19 protein-coding genes are annotated in these 22,419 nt (G+C 64.1%); 11 read left to right on the top strand and 8 right to left on the bottom strand.

Going from position 1 to position 22,419, the window contains the following annotated elements:
- Window positions 1–8 precede the first annotated feature (8 nt).
- Genes ACSSVY_RS12500 through ACSSVY_RS12475 form a run of 6 tightly spaced genes read right to left on the bottom strand, consistent with a single transcriptional unit; the run spans window position 9 to window position 8,423 of the window.
- Window positions 9–1,709 carry an ABC transporter ATP-binding protein gene (locus ACSSVY_RS12500; RefSeq protein ID WP_454269889.1) on the bottom strand — a complete coding sequence of 567 codons (1,701 nt, stop codon included), beginning with the start codon at window positions 1,707–1,709 and terminating at the stop codon, window positions 9–11.
- A 28-nt stretch (window positions 1,710–1,737) separates the two neighbouring features.
- Complete coding sequence (locus ACSSVY_RS12495; protein ID WP_454269887.1) at window positions 1,738–2,511, bottom strand: ABC transporter ATP-binding protein; 774 nt, start codon at window positions 2,509–2,511, stop codon at window positions 1,738–1,740.
- Window positions 2,508–4,472: a Fe(3+)-hydroxamate ABC transporter permease FhuB gene (gene fhuB, locus ACSSVY_RS12490; RefSeq protein WP_454269885.1), complete on the bottom strand. Its 1,965-nt coding sequence runs from the start codon at window positions 4,470–4,472 to the stop codon at window positions 2,508–2,510. Before fhuB ends, ACSSVY_RS12495 begins: the two co-directional genes overlap by 4 nt.
- The gene (locus ACSSVY_RS12485) at window positions 4,469–5,347 is read right to left on the bottom strand and encodes an ABC transporter substrate-binding protein (RefSeq protein ID WP_454269883.1); all 879 of its coding nucleotides are present in this window, start codon (window positions 5,345–5,347) and stop codon (window positions 4,469–4,471) included. Before ACSSVY_RS12485 ends, fhuB begins: the two co-directional genes overlap by 4 nt.
- Complete coding sequence (locus ACSSVY_RS12480; RefSeq protein WP_454269881.1) at window positions 5,341–7,452, bottom strand: TonB-dependent siderophore receptor; 2,112 nt, start codon at window positions 7,450–7,452, stop codon at window positions 5,341–5,343. The genes ACSSVY_RS12485 and ACSSVY_RS12480 overlap by 7 nt, the downstream gene beginning before the upstream one ends.
- Window positions 7,453–7,484: 32 nt before the next feature.
- Window positions 7,485–8,423, bottom strand: coding sequence for a helix-turn-helix domain-containing protein (locus ACSSVY_RS12475; protein WP_454269879.1), 939 nt, complete (start codon window positions 8,421–8,423; stop codon window positions 7,485–7,487).
- A gap of 232 nt (window positions 8,424–8,655) precedes the next feature.
- Here ACSSVY_RS12475 and ACSSVY_RS12470 point away from each other — a divergent pair, with 232 nt between their 5' ends.
- The 6 genes from ACSSVY_RS12470 to ACSSVY_RS12445 all read left to right on the top strand — a co-directional run bounded on the left by ACSSVY_RS12470 (window position 8,656) and on the right by ACSSVY_RS12445 (window position 12,744).
- Window positions 8,656–9,642, top strand: a complete 987-nt coding sequence (locus tag ACSSVY_RS12470) for a siderophore-interacting protein (RefSeq protein ID WP_454269878.1) — start codon at window positions 8,656–8,658, stop codon at window positions 9,640–9,642.
- Between the two features lie 266 nt (window positions 9,643–9,908).
- A complete protein-coding gene (locus ACSSVY_RS12465) occupies window positions 9,909–10,361 on the top strand; it encodes a hypothetical protein (RefSeq protein WP_454269877.1) in 453 nt (150 codons plus the stop codon).
- Window positions 10,358–11,038, top strand: coding sequence for a MotA/TolQ/ExbB proton channel family protein (locus tag ACSSVY_RS12460; RefSeq protein WP_454269875.1), 681 nt, complete (start codon window positions 10,358–10,360; stop codon window positions 11,036–11,038). Before ACSSVY_RS12465 ends, ACSSVY_RS12460 begins: the two co-directional genes overlap by 4 nt.
- Window positions 11,031–11,414, top strand: a complete 384-nt coding sequence (locus tag ACSSVY_RS12455) for a biopolymer transporter ExbD (protein ID WP_454269873.1) — start codon at window positions 11,031–11,033, stop codon at window positions 11,412–11,414. Before ACSSVY_RS12460 ends, ACSSVY_RS12455 begins: the two co-directional genes overlap by 8 nt.
- Complete coding sequence (locus tag ACSSVY_RS12450; RefSeq protein WP_454269872.1) at window positions 11,411–11,806, top strand: ExbD/TolR family protein; 396 nt, start codon at window positions 11,411–11,413, stop codon at window positions 11,804–11,806. The genes ACSSVY_RS12455 and ACSSVY_RS12450 overlap by 4 nt, the downstream gene beginning before the upstream one ends.
- On the top strand, window positions 11,803–12,744 hold the full coding sequence (locus ACSSVY_RS12445) for a TonB family protein (protein WP_454269870.1): 942 nt from the start codon (window positions 11,803–11,805) through the stop codon (window positions 12,742–12,744). Before ACSSVY_RS12450 ends, ACSSVY_RS12445 begins: the two co-directional genes overlap by 4 nt.
- 36 nt (window positions 12,745–12,780) lie before the next feature.
- Here ACSSVY_RS12445 and ACSSVY_RS12440 read toward each other — a convergent pair whose 3' ends face one another.
- Window positions 12,781–14,529 carry a serine protease gene (locus tag ACSSVY_RS12440; RefSeq protein ID WP_454269868.1) on the bottom strand — a complete coding sequence of 583 codons (1,749 nt, stop codon included), beginning with the start codon at window positions 14,527–14,529 and terminating at the stop codon, window positions 12,781–12,783.
- Window positions 14,530–14,717: 188 nt separating this feature from the next.
- Here ACSSVY_RS12440 and ACSSVY_RS12435 point away from each other — a divergent pair, with 188 nt between their 5' ends.
- From ACSSVY_RS12435 to glyS, 3 genes are read left to right on the top strand one after another with little or no spacing between them, the layout of a single operon-like run.
- Window positions 14,718–15,647 carry a glycine--tRNA ligase subunit alpha gene (locus ACSSVY_RS12435; RefSeq protein WP_454269866.1) on the top strand — a complete coding sequence of 310 codons (930 nt, stop codon included), beginning with the start codon at window positions 14,718–14,720 and terminating at the stop codon, window positions 15,645–15,647.
- On the top strand, window positions 15,647–16,171 hold the full coding sequence (locus tag ACSSVY_RS12430; RefSeq protein WP_454269864.1) for a DUF6446 family protein: 525 nt from the start codon (window positions 15,647–15,649) through the stop codon (window positions 16,169–16,171). Before ACSSVY_RS12435 ends, ACSSVY_RS12430 begins: the two co-directional genes overlap by 1 nt.
- Window positions 16,172–16,174: 3 nt before the next feature.
- Window positions 16,175–18,379, top strand: a complete 2,205-nt coding sequence (gene glyS, locus ACSSVY_RS12425; RefSeq protein WP_454269862.1) for a glycine--tRNA ligase subunit beta — start codon at window positions 16,175–16,177, stop codon at window positions 18,377–18,379.
- Window positions 18,380–18,544: 165 nt separating this feature from the next.
- On the opposite strand, the gene ACSSVY_RS12420 is transcribed toward glyS, so the two are convergent.
- A complete protein-coding gene (locus ACSSVY_RS12420) occupies window positions 18,545–18,832 on the bottom strand; it encodes a GIY-YIG nuclease family protein (protein WP_454269861.1) in 288 nt (95 codons plus the stop codon).
- Between the two features lie 260 nt (window positions 18,833–19,092).
- Here ACSSVY_RS12420 and ACSSVY_RS12415 point away from each other — a divergent pair, with 260 nt between their 5' ends.
- Both ACSSVY_RS12415 and ACSSVY_RS12410 read left to right on the top strand, forming a co-directional pair.
- Complete coding sequence (locus tag ACSSVY_RS12415; protein ID WP_454269859.1) at window positions 19,093–21,633, top strand: putative PEP-binding protein; 2,541 nt, start codon at window positions 19,093–19,095, stop codon at window positions 21,631–21,633.
- A 164-nt stretch (window positions 21,634–21,797) separates the two neighbouring features.
- Entirely contained in the window at window positions 21,798–22,409 is a 612-nt protein-coding gene (locus ACSSVY_RS12410; RefSeq protein ID WP_040650757.1) for a cell wall hydrolase, read from the top strand.
- Window positions 22,410–22,419 lie beyond the last annotated feature (10 nt).

The raw sequence follows: 22,419 nt of genomic DNA, 5'->3' as shown, positions 1-22,419 counted from the left end.
CTAGGGTCTCAACTGGCGAGCTTGAAATATTTCGCGCCCCGCGTCATCAACTCCGCATGTTGCCCCGCCTCGACCAGCCTGCCATCCTCGATCACCGCGATATGATCGGCATGTTCGATCGTGCTCAGCCGGTGGGCGATCACCAGCGTCGTGCGCCCCTCTGACAGACGCGCTAGGGCCGCCTGCACCTCGCGCTCCGTCCCCCGGTCGAGCGCCGATGTCGCCTCATCCAAGAGCAGGATCGGCGGATTGCGCAGGAACACCCGTGCAATCGCCACCCGCTGCCGTTGCCCGCCCGAGAGCATGACACCCCGCTCACCGACCAGCGTCTCCAGACCATCGGGCAGGCTCTCGACCAGCGGCCCAAGCTGCGCCTCGGCCACAGCCGTGCGAATATCCGCTTCGGTCGCGTCCAGACGGCCATAGGCGATATTCTCGCGCAGCGTGCCACCGAACAGGAACACATCCTGCGACACCAGCCCGATCTGCGCCCGCAGCGACGCCAGCGTCATCTCGCGGAGCGGCACGCCGTCGATCCTGATCTCACCGCCTGTCGGCTCGTAGAACCGTGGCACCAGAGCCATCAATGTGGATTTACCCGCCCCCGAGGGACCGACCAATGCCACGGTCTGACCGGGCAACACCCGCAACGACACGCCGCGCAAGGCCGGGCGGTGGCCATCATAGCTGAACTCTACAGTGTCAAAAACGATCTCGCCCTTCAGCTTCGGCGCGGCGACGGCCCCCGGTGTATCGACGATATCCGGCGCGTCGCCGATCAGGTCCAGATAGCGCTGAAACCCGGCAATTCCGCGCGGATAGACCTCGAGCACCGCTGCGATCTTTTCCAGCGGGCGAAAGAACACCCCCACCAGAAGCAGGAATCCGACAAAGGCTCCGGTGGTCAGCGTGCCCTCGAACACATAGGCCGCACCGGCCACCATCACCACCACCTGCACCAGCCGCAGCCCCATGTATTGCAGCGCGGTGAGGGCGGCCATGATCCGGTAGGCCTCGAGCTTGGTCCTGCGGTAGCGCCCGTTGTCCCCGGCAAAGAGCGCGGCCTCATGCGTCTCGTTGGTAAAGGCCTGCACCACCCGAATCCCGCCAATCGCCTCTTCCAGCCGGACGTTGAATGCCCCGACCCGGCCATAAATCTCTTGCCAGGCCCGCGTCATCCGCCCGCCATAGACCGCCACCAGCCAGACCATCGCCGGCACAATTGCCAGTGTGATGACCGCCAGCGGCGGATGCAGCCAGAGCATCAGGGCAAAAGCCCCGGCAAAGGTCATGATCGCAATAAAGAGATCCTCTGGACCGTGATGCGCGACCTCGCCGATTTCTTCGAGATCGCGGGTCACACGCGCCACCAGCTTGCCGGTTTCGGCGCGGTCGAACCATCCCCAACTCATCCGCGTGAGATGCGCAAAGGCGCGTGCGCGCAGTTCCGTCTCGATATTGATGCCCAGCTTGTGCCCCCAATACATCACCACCGTCATGAGCCCGGTATTGACGACATAAACCGCGATGAGACCACAGGCGGCGAGAACCGTCAGCGTCCAGTCGCCCCGTGGCAACAGATGGTCGATGAACCCGGCAATCGCCAGAGGAAAGGCCAGTTCCAACAGTCCCGACAGCACGGCGCAGCCGAAGTCGAGCCAGAAAAGGGCCATGTGAGGGCGGTAGTAGTCGGCGAATTGGCGTAGCATCCGGGCGGGATCTCCGTATTGGTCGGGTTCAGTCGGGCAGCGCCACAGGCGTACCATCGGCGCGGGTCAGAACCTCCATCCCGGTGCCGTAAACGCGGTGCAGCATCCCGCGGGTCATCAGCGCGTCGGGAGGTCCGTCATAGGCCAGACGCCCGCCGCTCAGGGCAACAATATGGTCACAGAACCGCGCCGCCATGTTGAGATCATGCAGCACGAGGATCACCGTGCGATCCTGCCTGTGACTGAGGCTTTGCACAAGCCGCAGAACGTCGACCTGATGGGTGATGTCGAGCGCCGAAATCGGCTCGTCAAGCAGCAAGACGCCCGCCTCCTGAGCAATCAACATCGCAAGCCATGCACGCTGCGCCTCGCCCCCCGACAGGGTCGCCACGCGCCGGTCGGCCAGCGACCCCAGCGCGCAGGCCGCCAGAGCAGCCTCGATCGCGGCGTGATCGGCGGCTCCCGGTCGCCCGAGCGCCCCATGCCAGGGATAGCGCCCAAGCGCAGCCAACTCACGCACCAACAGTCCCTCGGCGGGCGGTAGATGCTGCGGCAGATAGGCCAGACGCCGCGCAAACGCGCGGTTCGGCCACGTCGTCAAAGGTTTGCCATCCAGCCGGATATGACCCGCCGTGGCCTTGATCTGCCGCGCCATAAGTTTCAGGAGGGTCGACTTGCCCGATCCGTTGTGGCCAATCAGCCCGATCACCCGACCCGCAGGCAGGCGCAGGGTGACATCCTCCAGCAGTTGGCGGGCAGCGACCGCATAGGACAGGTGGTCAATCTCGAATGCGTCCGTCATGCGGGTCTCCTTACCATCAACCAGATCAGCCAGGGCGTGCCCAAGAGCGAGGCAAAGAGACCAAGCGGTAGGTCATAGGGAAAGCTCGCCATGCGCGCCCCGAAATCGGCGGCCAGCATCAGGATCGCCCCGATCAACACGCTGCCCGCAACATGATCGACCGCCCGCGCCAATCCAATCCGCCGCGCCAGATGCGGCGCCATCAGCCCGACAAAACTCAGCGGCCCGACCAGAACCGTCGCGGCCCCCGTTGCCAGTCCCGCGACCAGCACGATCAGCCCCGAGGTCCGGCGCACCGGCACGCCCAAGCCCTGCGCCACAGCCCCCCCGAGGGGCAGGATCGAGAGCCAGCGCCCCATCGCCATCGCCACCGCAAAGAGCACCAGCAGGATAGCACACAAGAGCGCCGCGCCCAGAGGTCCAAGGGTGGCGGCCGAGCCACTCAGCCATGCCAGAATGGCAAAGGATTTCGCCGTTCCCGCCGCCATCAGCGTTGACAGAACGGCCGCCGCCAGCGCCGAAACCGCGATGCCTGCCAAGAGCACCCGTTCGGGCCGCAGGTCGTGCCCCAGAGCGACGCCCGCCAGAACCACAAGGGCCAGCGCCCCACCCGCCGCCGCCCCGCCGGTGAGCCCAAGAGCCGAGGGGGCCGCCGTGGCAAAGAGCACCGCCGCATAGCCCATCGCTGCACCGCCAGAGACACCCAGCACCTCGGGCGACGCCAGAGGATTGGCCGTCAGCCGTTGCAAGAGCGCACCGGCCAAGGCCAGCAACCCACCTGCCGCCGCTGCCCCCATAAGGCGCGGCAAACGGTTGGGCAGAAACATCGCCAGCGTTTCGGCGTCAAGCAGCGCCCAGCCCCCCGGCACACGCCCGACCAGCGCGAGCACCGTCAAGGCCGCGCAGCTCAGCCCCAGCAACGTCCAGAGCAACAGGCTCGGCCGCCTCAGACGGCGCGGTACGTCTTCGCTTGCAGGTGGCGGTGTGCCGCGCACTCGCGGCAAGAGCCAGAGCAGGAGCGGCCCACCGATCAGCCCGGTGATCGCCCCGGTCGGAAACATCTCGCCCCCCGCCTGCGCCGCCATCAACACCAGCCCGTCACACAACGACAGCAGCAGCGCCCCGGCAAGGGGCGCATGGAGCAGGATCTGCGCCGGGCTGCGCGCGCCCAGACCCCGCGCGAGTGCCGGAGCCGCAAGCCCGACAAAGGCGACAAGCCCCACCGTTGCCGACACGCTCGCCGCAAGCACGGTCGCAAGCAGCACCGCCAAGAGGCGCAACCGTCCGACATTGAGCCCGAGCGCCCGAGCGCCTGTCTCCTCGATCCGCATCACCTCCAGCGGGCGCAGGATCAACGCCGCCGCACCGCCAGCCGCTGTCAGAACCAGCGCCAGCGTGCCAACCGGGGCCCAGCCGGTCTGCACCAGCGATCCCCCCGTCCAGACCACCAGTGAAAACAGGTATTGGCCCTGTGCCAGTGTCATCGCCGCCGCAAGACTCGAGGCAAAGAGCCCGACCAACAGACCCGCGATCACCATGGTCACGGGATGAAAATTCCGCGCGGCACCAATCCCCATCACCAGCGCCGCCGCCGCCGCCGCTCCGGTCAGGGCCACCGGCCACCGGCCAAATCCGAGCAACTCCGGCATCAGGACCGTCGCTGCGATCAGCGCCAGTTGCGCCCCCGACGACAGGCCCAGCGTCGAGGGATCGGCAATGGGATTGCGCAGCACAAGTTGCAAGAGCCCCCCCGACAACCCAAGCGCCGCCCCGGCGACCAAGGCGATCAACCCGCGCGGCATATGCCCATAGACCAGCAGAATTGCATCCAGCCCCAACACCTCGGCATCATAGGGCGGCAGAGGCCAGCCACCAGTCGGCAGCACGGGTGCGGCCAGGACCCAGAGCGTCAGGGACAGCCCCAAGGCCACCCCATAGCAGAGCGCCGCGCGCGCGGTCATCCCGCCTGCTCCGCCTTGGCCGCGGTCGTCATCAACCGCGCAAACCGCAGCCCGGCCGGAACGCCGCCAAAGGGGTTGATCTCGCCCAACATCGACACCCGACCATTGGCCACCGGCCCCAGCCTGTTCCACAGAACTGAACGCGCCAGCGCCCGCCGCGCCACAAGGGGGATATCTGACACCAGAATGAGTCGCGCCTCGGGTCGCTCCGCCAGCCGCTCAAGGGGCAGGGGTGCGGCAAAGGCAAAGCGCGTGCTGCGCGACCACGCGTTTTCCAGCCCCAGCCGTTCGAGGACTGCGCCAAACATGCTGTCTGCGCCAAAGGCCCGGACATGCCGCGCATCGCCGATCTCGATGATATAGACGGGTCTATCCCGCCACAGGGCCAGTCGGCGCGCGTGCGCGGCCAGTTCCGCCTCGGTCTCTGCCGCGACGCGTGCAGCCACATGCGGCAGGTCGAGCCGGTCCGCCAGCGCGTGCAACGCCGCCAGCGCCTTGGGCCAAGGCGACTCGCCAGGGATATAAAAGGGCAGGCTCATCACCTCTGCGATCGAACCCAGACGCGGTGCGATCTGTGTGTAATAGGGCGACGACAGAATGAGATCGGGCCGGGTGAGCTGCAACAGTTCGAAATTCGGCAATCCGCGCAGCCCCAGATCGACCGTTTGCGCCGGAATCTCTGGTCGGACCGCATCGGCGCGGTAGCGGATCAATTCGCAGGCCGCGACCGGGACCACGCCCAGCGCCATCGCGGTCTCGAGCATCGCCCAGTCGATGGCTGCAAGTCGGGGACCGCCGGCCTGTGCGGGCAGCCCCCAAAGCGCCATCATCCCTCCGAGAAAGGCGCGGCGTCCGATCCGTGCCGCGTCTACCACTTGTAGGTCAAACGCGCCTGCACCGTTCGACCATCCCCGTAGAAACACCCGAACCCACCGCAATTCGCGACATAGACCTCATCGGTCAGATTGGTGACATTGACCGAAAAATGCGTGTTCTCGGTGATTTCATACGCCGCGCGTAGATCAAGCAGCGTCACGTCCTCGGACTTGAAGAGATTGGCCGCGTCACCGAACCGTTCGCCAATATAGCGCACGCCACCGCCCAGTTGCAGCCCATCGAGCGTCGAGGTGTTGGCGAATTCATAGCTTACCCAGAGGCTTGCGTTATGCTGCGGCGCATTGGGCAGAACGTTGCCGGGATTGTCGCCACGGCGCTGCTCGGCCTCGTTATAGGTATAGGCGCCGCGCAGGCTCCAACCATTCTCCAGATCGACCGTTCCTTCAATCTCCAACCCTTGTGAGCGGACAGTGCCGATCTGCCGGATGCCGGTGATGCCGCCTTCTGTGACGGTTGTGCTCAGATTGCTCTGTTCCAGATCGAAGAGGGCGACACTGAAGAACCCGTTGAACCCGAGCGGTTGATATTTCACCCCGACTTCCCACTGCTTGCCTTCGGTTGGATCAAGCGTGTTGCCGGCAATATCCACCCCGATTTCAGGATCGAACGAGGTGGCATAGCTCAGGTAGGGCGCGACCCCTTGGTCTGTGACATAGGACAGACCCAACCGATAGGTGGTGGCCTCGTCGCTCTGGTCAACAGGGGATGTGCCTGCGAAATTGGTAAAGGTCGTGCCGCTCTGGTCTGCCCAGTCATGCCGCAACGCCAGCGAGCCGCGCCAATTGCCAAGGCTCATCTCGTCTTGCGCATAGATACCCATCTGATCCAGTTCCAGATCATTGCTCTGGATGAACCACGGCGCGGTCAGATTGGCCCCGTTGTAGACCGGGTTGTCAAAGCTGATCGGGTCGGCGAACATGAATTCCGTGCGGTCCTCGGCATCGTAATGCCGCAGATCGACACCAAAGAGCAGATCATGCGTCACAGCCCCTGTTTGCGCCGAACCGCTGATGCGGGTGTCGAGGTTGAGCGTCTTGCTGTCCTCGACCTGATTGATGCCGCCGCGCGTGATGGTGTCACCATCCGGCACCGCGTTATCGACATAGAGCCCGGTATAATCCCAGTCGAACTTCTGATAGCGGAACCCGGCATCGAGCGACCAGTCATTGCTGAACTCGTGGCGCAACTCGAACCCAAGGTTGAGGGTCTCGCGGTCGCTGCGGTCATCATTGGGATCACCGGCATAGAAATCGCGCAGATCCTTGCCCTGTTCGGTCAGGGTCAGATCAAACGGCATCCCGGCGGGCGTGATCGGATCGTCCTTTTGCCAGGAGCCTAAAAATTGCAATACGGTGGCATCTGTGATCTCCCAGCGTGTGGCCAGGCCAAGATACTTGCGGGTGGTCTCGAGCTCCTCGATATCTTCCTCGCTGTCTCGAACGACCGTGGTCAACCGCGCCGCGAACTTGTCCGAAAAGACATGGTTGAAATCGACGAAGCCTTCGGTCGCCTTGGGGTCACCGACGCCGACACCCACTTCGCCAAAGCTGAGCTTTTGGGCGCGCTTCTGCACCTGATTGATGATCCCGCCCGGATTTCCCGAGCCGTAGAGGACGGAAGACGGGCCGCGCAGCACTTCGATCCGCTCCAGCGAATAAATCTCGAAAGAAGGCGCGCCGAAATCGCGCAGGATGCGCAACCCGTTGAGATATTGCGCATTGCTGGCGTTGAAGCCCCGGATCGACGGGCTGTCGAATCGCGGATCGGTGCCAAAGGGCTGCGCCAGAACGCCAGCGGTAAAGCCCAGCGTATCGCCCAGCGTCGTCGCCCCCTGATCCTCGATCTGCTCGCCGGTGATCACCGACACCGATTGCTGCGTCTCAAGAATCGGCGTGCCGGATTTGGTGGCGGTTTGCGCCGTGGTGGCGACATAACCCGGCACCGGGGCCGACGGATCATAGCCACTCTCCAGTTCAAGCTCGCCCAGATACATCAGGTCAGCGGTGGATTGGGCCGCAGCGGCAGAGGCCAGCACCAAGAGGCTCGCACTGGCAAGCAAAGAAAGGCGGACGGTCTGTTTCATATCGGTTTCCATGTCATAAATTTTCCGACTCTTTAACTCAGGATATGACCTGTCGCTTGAACCAGACCTCCGGGCTTTGGACGAGTCCCGCCCAATCTCGCCCGCCGCCACGCACCCGGCGTCTGCCCATGCACCGCGCCAAAGGTGCGCGTGAGATGCGCCTGATCGGCGAACCCGGTCGCGGCAGCGATCTCGGCCAGCCCCAGCGCGGGGTCCGCCATCAACTCGGTCGCGCGGGCGATGCGGGTCTGCATCAGCCAGCGTTGCGGCGTTGTGTTGAGGCTCTGCTTGAAGGCCCGCGCGAACCAACTCTCCGAGAGACCCGCAACCTTTGCCAGATCCGGCACCGTCATCCGCCGATGCAGATTGTCCCGCGTGAACTGATCCAGTCGCCGGATCATATGGGGTGAGAGACCGCCGCGCTCCATGGGATCGACGGGCACGGCCTCCAACCCCAGAACCTCGGCCAGAATGGCGGTCACCAACCCGTCCAGCATCAGATCAGAGCGCTGCGGGCTGTCGACCTCTTGCGCGATGATCTCGGCCATGGATCGCACGCGGTCATATCCCGCACCGGCCGCAGGCAAGAGATGCAGCGCCTCGGTCCGCGCCTCCGAGGCCACGGGACACAGCCGGTGCAACAGCGGCCCCGGCTCCAGATGCAGGTCGAGATGGGCAAAATCCTGTGTTTGCCGCAGGTCGCTCCAGAGCGGTTGATCCCCCGGCACATAGAACGCTCCAACACCTGCAAACCATGCGGCATCCGCCTGCGCACGCAGACGCATTGCCCCGGCCCCTCCCTCGAGAAAGACCACCAGCCGGGGGTAGGGTGACAGGTAATAGCCGCCGCCCCCCGCCGTACCGCGCACATGCCAGACATCGGCAATCACCCCCGGCCACCGCCGCCATGCCAAAGGCCGCAGCGTTTCGATGGCGCGTGTTTCGGCGGTGATACGGGGCATGAAGCTCATGGCGGGGCGATCCGGGGCTAGGGCGGTCCAAGGGAGGAACGAAAGGGCCTGGCCCACCTGCCGTGAGGTGTCTCGCTGAGCATCTCTGGCTCTGTCCCATTCCACAGCCGGGGTCAAGGCGGTGCCGGGACGGAAAAGATAAAATGTTGACAAATTACATCAGGTACTGGATCACAAAGGCGAAAATGACCCCGGAGACACGATGACTCAAACCGCTCAGGCCCGTTTGCCTATGGCTGGGCCCCAAGCCACACGGCTCTTTGAAGACATGGCGCGGGCTGTCAATCTGCCAGCGATTCGCATCGGCGAGGGGCTGCGCCTGCCCTTCGGTGACTCCCTGATCACCCTGGTGCCGCAGCCGGATGAGACCCTCATAGACCTGCGCGCCGAGACCCCCGCCGCCTTGCAATCGCTCCGGGATTTTCTCGCGGAACAGGCTGCACAGGGCGCGTTCTCCCTTGCTTGGGACGCTGCCACCTCTGGGGCGCATCCCGCCAATTTTGCCCTGGGTCGGGTCTGTGAGATGCGGCGTCTGTCGCCGTCCTATCGCCGTTTGAGTGTCGAGGGGCCAGACCTTGGGCGCTTTGCCGCAGGTGGTCATCACCTGCGCCTTCTGTTCGGTCCCGAGGGCGCGGGGTGGCCCGCGCTAGACGTGCAGGGCGTCACCCAATGGCCCGGCGGTCTGACCGCGTGGCATCGCCCCGTCTACACGATTCGGCGCATTATCTACGGCACCGGACAGGCGGCGCGGCTTGAAATCGACATCTTCCTGCACGCAGGCGGGCGCACCACGGGTTGGACCGAGGGTGTCGCGCCCGGCACCGTCGTTGGACTTACCGGTCCCGGCGGCGCCGAGCCCCCCAGCGCGGGATGGCTTGGCCTTGTCGGCGACGAAACCGCCCTGCCGGTGATCGCCCGGATACTGGCTGAGGCTCCGGACGACACCCGAGGGCACGCCACACTCTTTGTGCCCGAGCGGGGGGATATCCGGCCGCTTGCCCATCCGTCAGGACTTGTCGTGACATGGGTGGTTCGCGGGGGTCGGATCGGCCCGCTTGACGCGCTGCGCGCGCTCGCGCCGCCGCCCGACGACCGCCATGTCTTTTTCGCCGCCGAACGCACAGAGGCGACAGAGGCGCGCCTTTGGTTGACGTCTCAAGGGTTTGATCGGTCCAGCTTCACAGCGGCCGCCTATTGGGCGAAAGAGACCATCTGCTAAGGCGGCGACGTTTGGCTCTTTTGTTTGATACCAGCGGCTTGGCACCCCAAGCTTGAGGCCTGTCACGCCATCGCAACGCTCGGCACCCCGGCAGCGGGCATATGTCGCAAAGCTTGGATGATAAACTTGACTCTTTTACTTATTCTGACATAACACATGCCGACCATCGGACCTATACGACCCGATCCTACTCTTCACACCGTGCCAGCCAAGCGCCAGCCATGCGGTTTACACGCCCTCCGAAACGGGGGCGAAAGGAGCTTGCCATGACTGCGCCGCATCGCGCCGTTCCCTGCCTCGCGGCGGCCCTCTGTGCCGCCAGCCTCACGCTGGCCACGCCCAGTGCGGCGCAAGACACCAGCCCGCCCCCCCAGCTTGACCTCGCACTCAATGCCGTGACCCCGACCGAGGCGGGGGGCTGTCGGCTCAGCTTTGTCATTCGCCACGATCTGGGGGCGGCGCTTGAGAAACTGGTGGCCGAAGCGGTGCTTTTTGATGCGGAGGGGCAGGTGGCCACGCTGACACTCTTTGACTTTGGCACCCTGCCTGCGGGGCGTCCCCGCGTGCGGCAATTCGATCTGGCGGGGCAAACGTGCGAGAGCATCGGACAGGTGTTGATCAACGGGATCGGCACCTGTGAAGGGGCTGGGATTGCGCCCGGTGCCTGCCTCGACGCGCTGCGCCTCTCGACCCAGACCAAGATCGAGGTGACAGGATGAACGGAACCGGGTCAATACTTGACCGCCTGCAGGGGTTGATCGAGATGGGTGGGCCGGTGATTGCCATCATCGGTGTGATGTCTGTGGCGACACTGGCGGTTGTCCTCTACAAGATCTGGCAGTTCCGCGCCTCTGGCGTCGGGCGGCATCTGGCCCTGCGCGCCGCTGTCGCCGAATGGGACCAAGGCCAAAGCACGGCTGCGCGCCGCACCTTGGAGGGGTCGCGCAGCTATCTGGCCCCGGTGATCGCGCGCGCCTTCGCGACCGACGGTGCCAGCGACAACGCCGCCGTCCGGCGGCTGGCGGCCGAGGCCGACGCGCGGTTTTCCCGGCTCGAACGCGGGTTTCGCTTTCTCGACACGGTGGCGCAGGTGGCACCGCTGCTGGGTCTCTTCGGCACGGTTCTGGGCATGATCGAGGCGTTTCAGGCGCTGCAATCGGCGGGCTCCCAAGTGGACCCGTCGCTGTTGGCGGGCGGCATCTGGGTGGCACTCCTGACCACCGCCGCAGGGCTTGCCGTCGCGATGCCCGCCTCTGTGGTGCTGTCGTGGTTCGAATCGCGCATGGCCGAAGAACGCGCGCTGGCCGATCATGCGCTCAGCGTCGTGCTTGGCCCTGACACCCGCGCGGTGCGGGACTCGCCTCCGCTGCGTCAGGCGGTGCCCCAAGGTGCGTAGCCCCCCCTTTCACCGGCGCAAGCTGTCGCTCACCTCGCTGATTGATGTGATCTTTCTGCTGCTCTTGTTCTTCATGCTGTCATCGACCTTCTCGCAATTTTCCGAAGTGGATTTGGCGACGGGTGGGGCAGGGCGCCCCGCGACATCCGAAACACCGCCGATCTTTGTGCAACTCAGCGCAGGCGGCCTGCGCGTCAATGCCAGAGAGGTGACGCTGGAGACCCTGCGCGACACTCTGACCCCGCTGATGCCAGAGGGCCGCGCCCACGCGCTGATCAGCACCGGGGGGGATGTCACGGCGCAACGGTTGACCGATCTTCTCTTGGCCTTGCGGGGGGTCGCTGGCCTCTCGGCTCAGGTCTTGACCCCGTCATGACGCGTCCCATCCCCCGCTCTCGCCGCGAGCCGACGATTGCTCTGATCAACATCGTTTTCCTGATGCTGATCTTCTTCATGGCGGCCGCGACACTGGCACCGCCGCTCGACGGCGATCTGCGGTTGGTGCACACGGCGGACCTCGAGGGGCGCGCTCCGCCTGATGCTTTGGTGATCCACGCCGATGGTCATCTCACCTATCGCGGGGCGCCGCTGTCCGACGCCGCCGCCTATGTGCAGGCTGCGTACCCAACCGGGGGGGAAACTGTACAGGCTGTACGCATTGTCCCCGACGCGGACTTGCCAGCCCAAGAGCTGATCCGGATTGGTGAGGCCCTGCGCAGGGCCGGCGCCGCGCGGGTGGTGATGATCACGGAACGGGGGCTCGAATGATCCGCACGTCACGCAGCATTCTATTTCTGTCGATGGCCACAGCCGTGACACTGCACGGGCTGGGCGCATGGTATGTCGAGGCCCGTGCCGAGATGGAGACAGAGGGCGGCGCCGGCGCGTCCGAGGTGGTTTTGGGCAGCAGCTTTGCCGATATGGCGGCGGGCAGCGCGCAGCCTGCTACAGCCACCAAGGCCACGCCCCTCCGGCAAACCGGACAGGCGGTGAAACCCGCAGACCCAGACCGGGCTCAGGCCGTTCCGGCACCGGACCGCTCATCGTCATCGCCCGACGTTTCACAGGCGACCGAGGCCGCTTTGCCCGACCTTCGGGTCAAGCCCAGCGAGATCACAGAGCCGGCTCTGCCTGCAGATACGTCGCAAGCACTTGCTCAATCCGCGCCGCAAGAGGTCCTCAATGCTGAACCTGAGCCAAAGGCCGGCCTGCAGATTTCGCGTCGGCCAGAGGCGCGCCCGCGTGAGGTTGAAGAGGTTGCAGCAGAGATCGCTGCCCGCCAAACCCCTGAACCTGAAAAGAAAAAAGAGACACGCAAACGATCCGGCAATACGGCGACCCAAGATGCCAGTCGGGGTAGCATCACGGGGCGAGAGACCGCAACTGCCGCTCGCGCGGGGCGGGACACATCGTCGCAAAGCTCCGCGCAGGGCAACGCTGCGGCCAGCAACTATCCCGGACAGGTCATGCGGCACCTTGCGCGGGTGCCGCGCCCGCGCGCTGACACGCGCGGCGAGGCGCTCGTGCAATTCTCCATCGCCGAGGGTGGGCGGTTGGCCTCTGTGAGCCTCGCTCGCTCGTCAGGCTCTACCCGTCTGGATCGCGCCGCGCTTACGGTCGTGCAACGCGCTGCGCCATTTCCGGCACCGCCCCAAGGCGCGCAACGCAGCTTCTCCGTCCAGATCAAAGGTCACGGCGTCAATTAGAGACTGCGGCAGCGCGTGGTCTTGTCCGCGCCGCATCTAGTCCCAGCAACTGACGAGCACGGTCATGTCGCCTGCACGGTCCGTCAGCGCCTCGGCCGGTATCCGGTCCAATGCTGAGGTGGTGCGCGGGGTGATGCCACCACGGGTCAGCACCTCTTGCAGCGCGCCATTGGTGGCCGCAAAGCTGACGTCATCGGGCAGAGACCGCCCATCCTGTGCGTGGGCCAGCAGCATGCCCAACACCGCGCCGCCAACATCAAGGACCGGGCCACCGGCATCGCCGTCCAGCGCGGCCAGCGCGAGGCGCTTGAGGTGCGGCTCACCGTTCAGCCCTTGCAATTCCGAGAGTTGCCCAAAGGTGAGCGTCGGCGCCCCCAGGAGGCCACCATAGGAATACCCTGCAACCGCCACATCACTTAGCAAACGCGGTGTGGATTCCTGAAAGGTCGCAATACGCAGAGGGGCAAGGGCCATCCGCGGACGCAAGATGGCCACCCCTAGGGCAGCATCGGCCAAGACAACGTCGGCCTCGTAGCTCTCGTCGATTGTGATCCGTCCACAGCTCTCGACCGCCTCGGCGGTGGTCAATACGGCACCGCCCGCATCAACGTAAAAACCAGAGCGCGACTGCTTCGGCTTGCGGATTTCCAACCCGGAGATCAAGTCGATGTCCTGCGCGCCGGCGCCCTCGGTGGGATCGAGTGTGCCGGGAAGCCAGGTAAAGCTGTCCTGCATTCGGCCCATAACGCGGGTGCGGCGGGCCTCGTCTCCGGCAGGCCAGATCAGGGTGAACCCTTTGATCTCGCCGTCCCGCAGCCAGACCTGCGTTTGCGAAATCTTCTGCGTCCCCTCGCCAATCAGCGTGAATCTATCCCCCTCCAGACTGCGCGGACCTGTTTCCGGCACGATTTCAAGGGTTTGCATGATATCGTAGAGCCCCGCGAGGGTGCCTCGGTCGCCCTGTTGGCTGATCAGCAGTACCCGGGCCTCGATCTCACCCACTGCGTTGAAATGCGCGAAGGGCGGCTCGTAACGCTCAAATGTAACGAGCGCCGTGGGCAATTCCATGGCAATGCCCGTGGCATTGTCGCGCAGGATCTCAAGACCGAGTCCATCAAACACCGCATTGTATTGGCGCAGCAATTCGGCGCGCTGCCGGGTGGTGAGAATGCCTGTTGTGTCAAAGCCGTTCAGTGTCTGCCAGCGAGCCATAGCGGCGCGTGTGCCTTGTCCAAAGGCCGCATCAATCGCGCCGTCATAGACACCGGCCCATTCCATCGCCACTTGTAAATCTGCACGCTCGTCTCGGGTGAGAAGGCTCTCGCTCGCGCGGGCCTCAGACGGGGTCTCATCCGCGGGCTCTGGTGTGGGGACTGGTTCCGGCGCGGAGTCCAGCGATACAACAGGTGGGCTATCGGGAATGGGGACTGCGGGCACGGTCGGTTGCGCGAGCAGGTTCGCGCCAATCGGCCAGAATTGTTGCTGATAATCGCTGCTCTCTGCGATGTAGCTGTCGCGAGCGATCACGCCCTCTGCCCGATAGACCTGTAATACGCGCTCGGCCTCGTCGCGCCGGTAGGGACCAAGGGCTATGGCATACCAGCCGCGTCCGAGTGAAAACCCGTTCACATCCGCCAGCGTCGCTGCATAGCGGCGGGTTGCGATTTGTGCTTCGTTGAGGCTCGGCTGGGCTTCAATCTGGACCCAGACCACGTCCTCCTGTGCCTGTACTGCGGGAGCGGCCATGAGTACCGCAAGGATGAACCCCAGAAAAAAACGCGCCATCAGCTTCCCTAAATCGTGACATGTTACGGTCATTTAGACCTTTTGGGCGTTTTAACAAAATTGCCGGGCGATGCACTCGAAATATTTGGACCGGGCTGAGGCGTGTTACGCGTCAAACGTCCGATTGACCCCGCCCCACACCCGGCCTAGGTAGGGGCGGCAAATCAGGGGCAGCATTGGGGTCAGGCATGAGCGACACCACCGACAAACCGCGCAGCTTTCAGGAGATTATCCTGCGGCTTCAGGCCTATTGGGCCGCTCAGGGCTGCGCCATGATGCAGCCCTATGACATGGAAGTGGGGGCGGGCACCTTTCACCCTGCCACCACGCTGCGTTCTTTGGGATCAAAACCATGGGCTGCGGCCTATGTGCAGCCCTCGCGCCGCCCCACCGATGGGCGCTATGGCGAAAACCCCAATCGCCTCCAGCATTATTACCAGTATCAGGTGCTGATCAAACCCAGCCCGCCCGATATGCAGGACCTCTACCTTGGCAGCCTGCGCGCCATCGGCATCGACATGGCCCTGCATGACATCCGCTTTGTCGAGGACGACTGGGAGAGCCCCACACTCGGCGCTTGGGGGCTGGGCTGGGAGGTTTGGTGCGACGGCATGGAAGTGTCGCAATTCACCTATTTCCAACAGGTCGGCGGGCATGATTGCGCGCCCGTGTCGGGCGAGTTGACCTATGGGCTTGAGCGTCTGGCGATGTATGTGCTGGGCATTGATCATGTGATGGACATGCCCTTCAACGATCCCGCAGCGCCTATTCCGCTGAAATATGGCGATGTCTTTCGCCAGACCGAGGAAGAATACAGCCGCTGGAATTTCGACGTGGCCAATACGGATGTGCTCTTGCGCCACTTTGAAGAGGCCGAGGCCGAATGTCAGGCCATCCTCGCACAAGAGGCCGTTGACCCCAAGACCGGCAAGCGGATCATCATGGCACATCCCGCCTATGATCAATGTATCAAGGCGAGCCATCTCTTCAACTTGCTCGATGCGCGCGGCGTCATATCCGTGACCGAGCGGCAGGCCTATATCGGGCGGGTGCGGGCGCTGGCCAAGCAATGCGCCGATGCCTTTGTTCAGACAGAGGCAGGGGGGCAGGCGGCATAATGGGCAAGATACTGGCGGGGGCGATCTTGATTTCGGCATTGGTGGCCGGTGCGGCCATGTATTATCTGCAAGTGTATCACTTCTACGAAGAGGTGGCGGCGGATGGCACCAACGATGTGGTCCTGACCTCCTTGGTCACGGGCGCGCCCGAACCGGTGCTCTACGACGGCTTTACCGCCATTGACGCCAACAGCAGCCCGATCCGCTATCGCGCCTGTTTCACCACCCCGATGAGCCATGCGCTGCTGAGCGAAACCTATGAGATTTACGAGCGGGCAGAGCCGTTGACCGCGCCCGAGTGGTTCGACTGCTACGATGCGCAGGCCATCGGCAAGGCGCTGGAAGAGGGCCGCGCGCTGGCCTTTCTGGGCCAGCGTGACGTGATTTACGGCGTCGACCGCGTGGTCGCCATCACCGAGGACGGGCGCGGCTATGTCTGGCATCAGATCAACCGCTGCGGCGAGGTGGTGTTTGACGGACAGCCCGCCCCCGATGATTGCCCCGAACCGCCCCAAGGATACTGAGCCATGCCTGACCTCTTGATCGAACTCTTCTCCGAGGAAATCCCGGCACGGATGCAATCCAAGGCCGCCGACGATCTGCGCGCCCGCCTGACCGAGGCGCTGGTCGCGGCGGGGCTGACCTATGCGGGGGCGGCGGCGTTTTCCACGCCCCGGCGGCTGGCGCTGACGGTGCAGGGATTGACCGGCCAGAGCCCGACCACCCGAGAAGAGCGCAAAGGTCCGCGCGTCGATGCGCCCGAACAGGCGATCGAGGGTTTCTTGCGCGGTGCGGGGCTGAGCCGTGATCAGCTTGAGATCCGCGACGAAAAAAAGGGTCAGGTTTATTTCGCCACCATCACCAAGGCCGGACGCCCTGCGGCCGAGATTGTGGCCGAGGAACTCGACAAGATCATCCGCAATTTCCCCTGGCCCAAGTCAATGCGCTGGGGGGCTGGATCGTTGCGTTGGGTGCGCCCGCTGCATTCCATCCTCTGCATTCTGACCGACGAGGCGGGCGAGGTGACGGTCGTCGATCTCGACGTGGACGGCATCCGCGCGGGCAACACGACCGAGGGGCATCGGTTCATGGGCGCGGGGCGTTTTGCCGTCACGTCGTTCGACGATTACCGCGCCAAACTGCGCCGCGCGCATGTCATTCTGGAGGCCGAAGAACGCGCAGAGCATATCTGGCAAGAGGCCAGCAATCAGGCCTTTGCCTCGAGCTTGGAACTGGTCGAGGATCGCGGCCTATTGGCCGAGGTGGCGGGGCTGGTGGAATGGCCTGTGGTGCTGATGGGGCGGATCGACGAGGGGTTTTTGGGTCTGCCGCCCGAGGTGCTGCAAACCTCGATGAAAGAGCATCAAAAGTTTTTCTCGGTGAAAAACCCCAAGACGGGCCGGATCGAACGCTTTGTCACCGTCGCCAATGTCGAAACCGCCGATCAGGGGGCGACCATCCTTGCGGGCAACCAAAAGGTGTTGGCGGCGCGTCTGTCGGATGCCAAATTCTTTTGGGAAAACGACCTGCGCACCGTGCAGGCCGAGGGGTTGGAGGGGATGGGCGCAGGGCTGGCCCATGTCACCTTCCACAACAAGCTGGGGTCGCAGGCCGACCGCATCGCGCGTATCGCAGCCCTCGCGCGTGAAATCGCGCCGCATGTGGGCGCCGATGCCGATTTGGCGGAGCAGGCGGCAAAGGTGGCCAAGGCCGATCTGCAATCCGCCATGGTGGGCGAATTCCCCGAATTGCAGGGCTTGATGGGGCGCTATTACGCGCAGGCGGCGGGGCTGCCCGCAGAGGTGGCAGCGGCCTGCCAAGAGCATTATTCGCCCCTAGGGCCGGGCGACGCCGTGCCAAGCGCGCCCGTGTCGGTGGCGGTGGCGCTGGCCGACAAGATCGACACATTGTGCGGCTTCTGGGCGATTGACGAAAAGCCCACTGGCTCGAAAGACCCCTACGCGCTGCGCCGCGCGGCCTTGGGGGTTATTCGGTTGGTGTTGGGGAATGGGGTGCGGGCTCGACTCTTGCACTGGATTGAAGCTGCGCTCGGTGGTGATCAGCCGCAAACAGACAACGGGTTTCGCTTGGCCGCCAAAGAGGCATATGCGGGCGATCGTGCTCTTTTTCCCAGTGAGGAAGAAGAGGCTGCAGGGATAATTTCTGCAGAATATCAAACCGCGATGGAAGCCGATCTGCATATTCCGCCCGACCTCCTCTCCTTCCTCCACGACCGCCTCAAGGTCCATCTGCGCGACGAAGGCATCCGCCACGACGTGATCGACGCTTGTCTGGCCATGCCCGGCAATGACGATCTCACGCTCTTGGTCCACCGCGCCCGCGCCCTCAGTGATTTCCTCAAGACCGACGATGGCGAGAACCTGTTGCAGGGCTTCAAACGCGCCAACAACATCCTCACCCAAGCCGAGGAAAAGGACGGGGTGGAATATTCCTACGGCGCGGATGTGAAATTCGCGGAAACGGCGGAGGAAAAGGCGCTCTTTGCCGCCCTCGAAACCGCAGAGCCTGCGATTGCGAGCGCGCTCAAGGCCGAGGATTTCGCCGGGGCCATGGGGGCGATGGCGGCGCTGCGGGCACCGATTGATGCCTTCTTTACCGCCGTGCAGGTCAATGCCGAAAGCCAAGTTATCCGCCGCAACCGCCTGAACCTGCTGAGCAGCATCCGGCACATCTGCCTGCAAGCGGCGGACCTCACGCGGATCGAGGGCTGATCGCGCCCCGGGCTTGACCCGGGGCCTCGCCTAGAAAAGCTGGGGCCTCGCCCAAAGAAACGGAGGCCCCGGGTCAAGCCCGGGGCTGGGGAGACCTTGGGTCAAGCTTTGGACGGGTGAGGCCCCGGGTCAAGCCCGGGGCGGGTGAGGCTCCGGGGCGGGGCGTTAGGGGGCGGGTATCTCTGACGTAATATCGCGCCAATCCGGGTTTACCCCGGTGATCAGTGTAATCTTCCATGCGCGGTGCCAGCGTTTTATCGACCACTCCCCCCGGAGGGAGGTTTCGAAATCGTCCAGCGGTTCGAACCAGACCAGCCGCCGGATATTGTATTTCGCCGTATGGGTGGGCAGGCCAGCGCGGTGCGCCTCGACCCGGCTGCGCAGGTCACGCGTGCGCCCGGTGTAAAGAGCACCCAAGGGGCGTGACGCCATGATATAGACGAAATGTGTCATTCCGCAGTTTTGGTGCATTTTGGTTTCCAAGGTGTGAACGCCGTCCCGGCCTTGACTAGGGAGGCCTTGGTTGCGGTTTGACGTCCCGCCCCGGGCTTGACCCGGGGCCTCTGTGCCTGATTGGCAAGGCCCCGGGTCAAGCCCGGGGCGGGTTTTCCTACCACGCTGGACACACAGCCCCCGCTGTCACAACGCCGTCATCCTTTCCCTTGCCTTGTGCCGCAACGCGCGTATGGTGCGGGCAAACGAAAGGTGCCGCAGTGCAGCAAGACGACAGCCATATCACCCTCATCACCCCTTCGGCCCCGGTGCAGACCCACACCCACGGGGGGCGGGCGAAATGTCTTCAACGCCTTGTGCGGCTCGATCTGCCGGTGCCGCGCACCATCGCGCTGTCGTTCGAGGCGGTGCACCGGATCGCGGCGGGGGAAGTGCCGGATATGGCGCGCTTTCTCGCCCCTTTTGGCGATGCGCCGCTCCTTTGCGTGCGCCCCTCGTCCGAAGACCCCGATTGGGGTGGGCCGGGGGCCGTTCTGAACATTGGCATCAACGATGCGCGGTTTGTCGAACTGTCGGACCGGATCGGCAAGCAGGCGGCGTCTGACATCTATCTGCGCTTTGTGCAGGCCTATGCGATCCATGTGGCGCGGCTGGACCCGGATGTGTTCGAGGATGTGTCCGAAGACCCGGTTCTGGGCCTCAGCCAAGCGCTCAAGGCCTATGAGGTCGAGGCCGAAGAGGAATTCCCCCAAGATCCCGGCAAGCAATTGACCGAGGTGCTGCGCTCTATGGCGCGGGCCTGGGAGGGGACCACCGCGCGGCTCTTGCGGCAGGCCAAGGGCGCACCTGCCGATGCGGGGTTGGGCCTTGTGGTGCAGGAATTGGCGCTTGGGTTGGGGCAGGGGGAATGCGGCTCTGGCGTGATGCAACTGGTCAATGGCGTGACTGGCGCGCGCCAGATCATCGGACGCTACCTGAGTCAGAGCCAAGGGCGCGATGCGCTGAGCGGCGGGGTGGATGCGCTCTATCTGACGCGTGACCCGCGCGGCCCCTCGCTCGAGGAACTGGCGCCAGACGCCTTTGCCGAGATCAGGGCGCATACGGAATTGATGCGCGCAAAGCTGCGCGAGGAAATGCAGGCTGAGTTCACCATCGAGAACGGCAAGGTCTGGATTCTCGACGGTCTACGGGTGCCACGCAACGGGCGCGCGGCGGTGGCCATTGCGGTGCGCATGGCCGAGGACGGGATCATTACCCGTGACGACGCGCTGATGCGGATCGAGCCGCGCTCGCTCAATGAATTGCTGCACCGTCAAGTGGACCCGAATGCGCCCCGCGATGTGCTGGCGCGCGGGATTGCCGCCAGTCCCGGTGCCGCCACGGGCCGGGTGGTGTTTTCCGCCGCCGAAGCGCAGGCGGGTCATTCGCGCGGCGAACCCTGCATCCTCGTGCGACGTGAAACCAGCCCCGAGGATATTCGCGGCATGCATGCGGCGGTGGCGGTGCTGACCGAGCGCGGTGGCATGACCAGCCATGCAGCGGTGATCGGGCGCGGCATTGGCCTACCCTGCGTTGTGGGGGCGTCAGAAATCCATTTCCAGACCCATCGCAAGCAATTGACCATGCCCGACCGTCGGGTGGTCAAGGCTGGGGATGTGATCACCATCGACGGCACCAACGGTTTGGTTTTGGCCGGAGAGACCCCGTTGCTCGAGGCCGCGCGGGATGAATCGTTTCAGACGCTGATGAGTTGGGCCGATGATGTGCGCGATATTGCGGTGCGGGCCAATGCCGACACCCCCGCCGATGCTGTGGTTGCGCGCAATTTTGATGCGCGTGGCATTGGGCTGTGCCGGACCGAGCACATGTTCTTTGACACCGAGCGGTTGACGGTGATGCGCGAGATGATCTTTGCCGATGGTAGCAAGGATCGCGCCGCCGTGCTCGAGCGGCTCTTGCCGATGCAGCGGGCCGATCTGGCGGATTTGTTCCGCATCATGCAAGGGCTTCCGGTGTGTATTCGCCTCTTTGATCCGCCGCTGCATGAATTTCTGCCGACCGACCGGGTGGGGCATCTGCAATTGGCAGAGGCGCTCGATCTGCCCTTGTCGGATGTGACACGGCGGGTTGAGGCGCTGAGCGAATATAATCCGATGCTGGGCATGCGGGGTGTGCGTCTGGGTATCACCGTGCCCGAGATCTACGACATGCAGGCACGGGCCATCTTTGAAGCAACGCTCGAGGCCAGTCGCGACGGTGCGCCGGTGGTGCCGGAGATCATGATTCCGCTGGTCAGTGCCAAGCGTGAGGTTGAGCTGGTGAAAACCCGGGTCGATGCGGTGGCAGCGGCAGTGCGAAACGAGACTGGGCGCGATTTCACCTATCATCTGGGCGTAATGGTCGAGACGCCGCGCGCGGCGTTGCGCGCCGGTGAATTTGCGCCGTTGGTGTCTTTTCTCAGCTTTGGCACGAATGACCTGACGCAGATGACCTATGGGCTGTCGCGTGACGACGCAGGGCGGTTCATGTCGGAGTATGTCAAGCAGGGCGTCTATCCCGAAGACCCGTTCCACATGCTCGATGTCGATGGTGTGGGCGAGTTGCTCAAGATCGGGGCAGAGCGCGGGCGTGCGGCCAATCCTGACATCAGCCTGTCGATCTGCGGTGAGCATGGTGGCAACCCCGAATCAATCGCTTTCTGCCGGGATGCCGGATTCAACTACGTTTCCTGCTCTCCGTTCCGTGTTCCGGTGGCGCGACTTGCTGCCGCACAGCTGACCGTCAAAGACAAGATGCGGTAGTCAGACCCGCCGTTTGCGCAACATCAGACAAAGTCGAGGTGCTTTTTGCGACAGCAAAAGCCATAGGCGGGAACTTGCCGGTGGCTCGGGTGGACGCAAAGGGCCTTTTTGTCTAGAGGGCGCTGATGCAGTGGACCATACGTCCATCGGCTTGGAGAAGATGTATGAGACGGATTGCACTCGCTGCGGCACTCGCAGTGTTGGCAGGTCCGGTCGTCGCAGACGCACCCGTGACCCGATTGATGGAACAGGAAATGCGCGCATTGCGCGCGATCTCAGGTGACAGAATGGCGAGCTATTTGAGCCGCCCAGAGACCGAGATCAGCTATTCGAGCACATGGCTTGATCAGCAAAGCCCAGCCGAAGGCGGAGCCGAGTGGCGCTGTCTGGCAGAGGCGCTTTACTTTGAAGCCCGAGGTGAAAGCATCAAGGGACAGTTCGCGGTGGCCGAAGTCATCCTGAATCGGGTTGATGATCCCTCTTATCCCAATACAGTTTGCGGCGTGATCCATCAGGGAACCGGCCGAAAGTATGAATGCCAATTTACATACACTTGCGACGGGCATTCCGACGTCATTGCAGAGCGCGCCGCCTATCAGACCGTGGGCAAAGTTGCCCGGTTGATGGTCGATGGTGCCCCTCGCAGCCTGACCAGCGGCGCAACGCATTACCATACCCGCGCTGTCGCGCCGCGTTGGGCCCGGCAGTTTCCGCGCACGGCCTCTATTGGCGTGCATCATTTCTATCGGCAACCGACGCGTCTGTCCTCGAACTGAGCGGGTTGAA

The sequence above is a fragment of the Roseovarius sp. MBR-51 genome, assembly GCF_053628575.1.
The sequence above is the reverse complement of the archived record's forward strand: the minus strand, read 5'-3'. Positions and strand labels throughout refer to the sequence as shown.

What these genes read in the sequence shown, in the direction of transcription:
- ACSSVY_RS12460 (WP_454269875.1), top strand. Translation starts at nt 10,358, where the DNA reads ATGAACGGAACCGGGTCAATACTTGACCGCCTGCAGGGGTTGATCGAG.
- ACSSVY_RS12495 (WP_454269887.1), bottom strand. Translation starts at nt 2,511, where the DNA reads ATGACGGACGCATTCGAGATTGACCACCTGTCCTATGCGGTCGCTGCC.
- ACSSVY_RS12470 (WP_454269878.1), top strand. Translation starts at nt 8,656, where the DNA reads ATGGCTGGGCCCCAAGCCACACGGCTCTTTGAAGACATGGCGCGGGCT.
- ACSSVY_RS12465 (WP_454269877.1), top strand. Translation starts at nt 9,909, where the DNA reads ATGACTGCGCCGCATCGCGCCGTTCCCTGCCTCGCGGCGGCCCTCTGT.
- ACSSVY_RS12410 (WP_040650757.1), top strand. Translation starts at nt 21,798, where the DNA reads ATGAGACGGATTGCACTCGCTGCGGCACTCGCAGTGTTGGCAGGTCCG.
- ACSSVY_RS12450 (WP_454269872.1), top strand. Translation starts at nt 11,411, where the DNA reads ATGACGCGTCCCATCCCCCGCTCTCGCCGCGAGCCGACGATTGCTCTG.
- ACSSVY_RS12440 (WP_454269868.1), bottom strand. Translation starts at nt 14,529, where the DNA reads ATGGCGCGTTTTTTTCTGGGGTTCATCCTTGCGGTACTCATGGCCGCT.
- ACSSVY_RS12445 (WP_454269870.1), top strand. Translation starts at nt 11,803, where the DNA reads ATGATCCGCACGTCACGCAGCATTCTATTTCTGTCGATGGCCACAGCC.
- ACSSVY_RS12430 (WP_454269864.1), top strand. Translation starts at nt 15,647, where the DNA reads ATGGGCAAGATACTGGCGGGGGCGATCTTGATTTCGGCATTGGTGGCC.
- ACSSVY_RS12500 (WP_454269889.1), bottom strand. Translation starts at nt 1,709, where the DNA reads ATGCTACGCCAATTCGCCGACTACTACCGCCCTCACATGGCCCTTTTC.
- fhuB (WP_454269885.1), bottom strand. Translation starts at nt 4,472, where the DNA reads ATGACCGCGCGCGCGGCGCTCTGCTATGGGGTGGCCTTGGGGCTGTCC.
- ACSSVY_RS12475 (WP_454269879.1), bottom strand. Translation starts at nt 8,423, where the DNA reads ATGAGCTTCATGCCCCGTATCACCGCCGAAACACGCGCCATCGAAACG.
- glyS (WP_454269862.1), top strand. Translation starts at nt 16,175, where the DNA reads ATGCCTGACCTCTTGATCGAACTCTTCTCCGAGGAAATCCCGGCACGG.
- ACSSVY_RS12480 (WP_454269881.1), bottom strand. Translation starts at nt 7,452, where the DNA reads ATGAAACAGACCGTCCGCCTTTCTTTGCTTGCCAGTGCGAGCCTCTTG.
- ACSSVY_RS12420 (WP_454269861.1), bottom strand. Translation starts at nt 18,832, where the DNA reads ATGACACATTTCGTCTATATCATGGCGTCACGCCCCTTGGGTGCTCTT.
- ACSSVY_RS12435 (WP_454269866.1), top strand. Translation starts at nt 14,718, where the DNA reads ATGAGCGACACCACCGACAAACCGCGCAGCTTTCAGGAGATTATCCTG.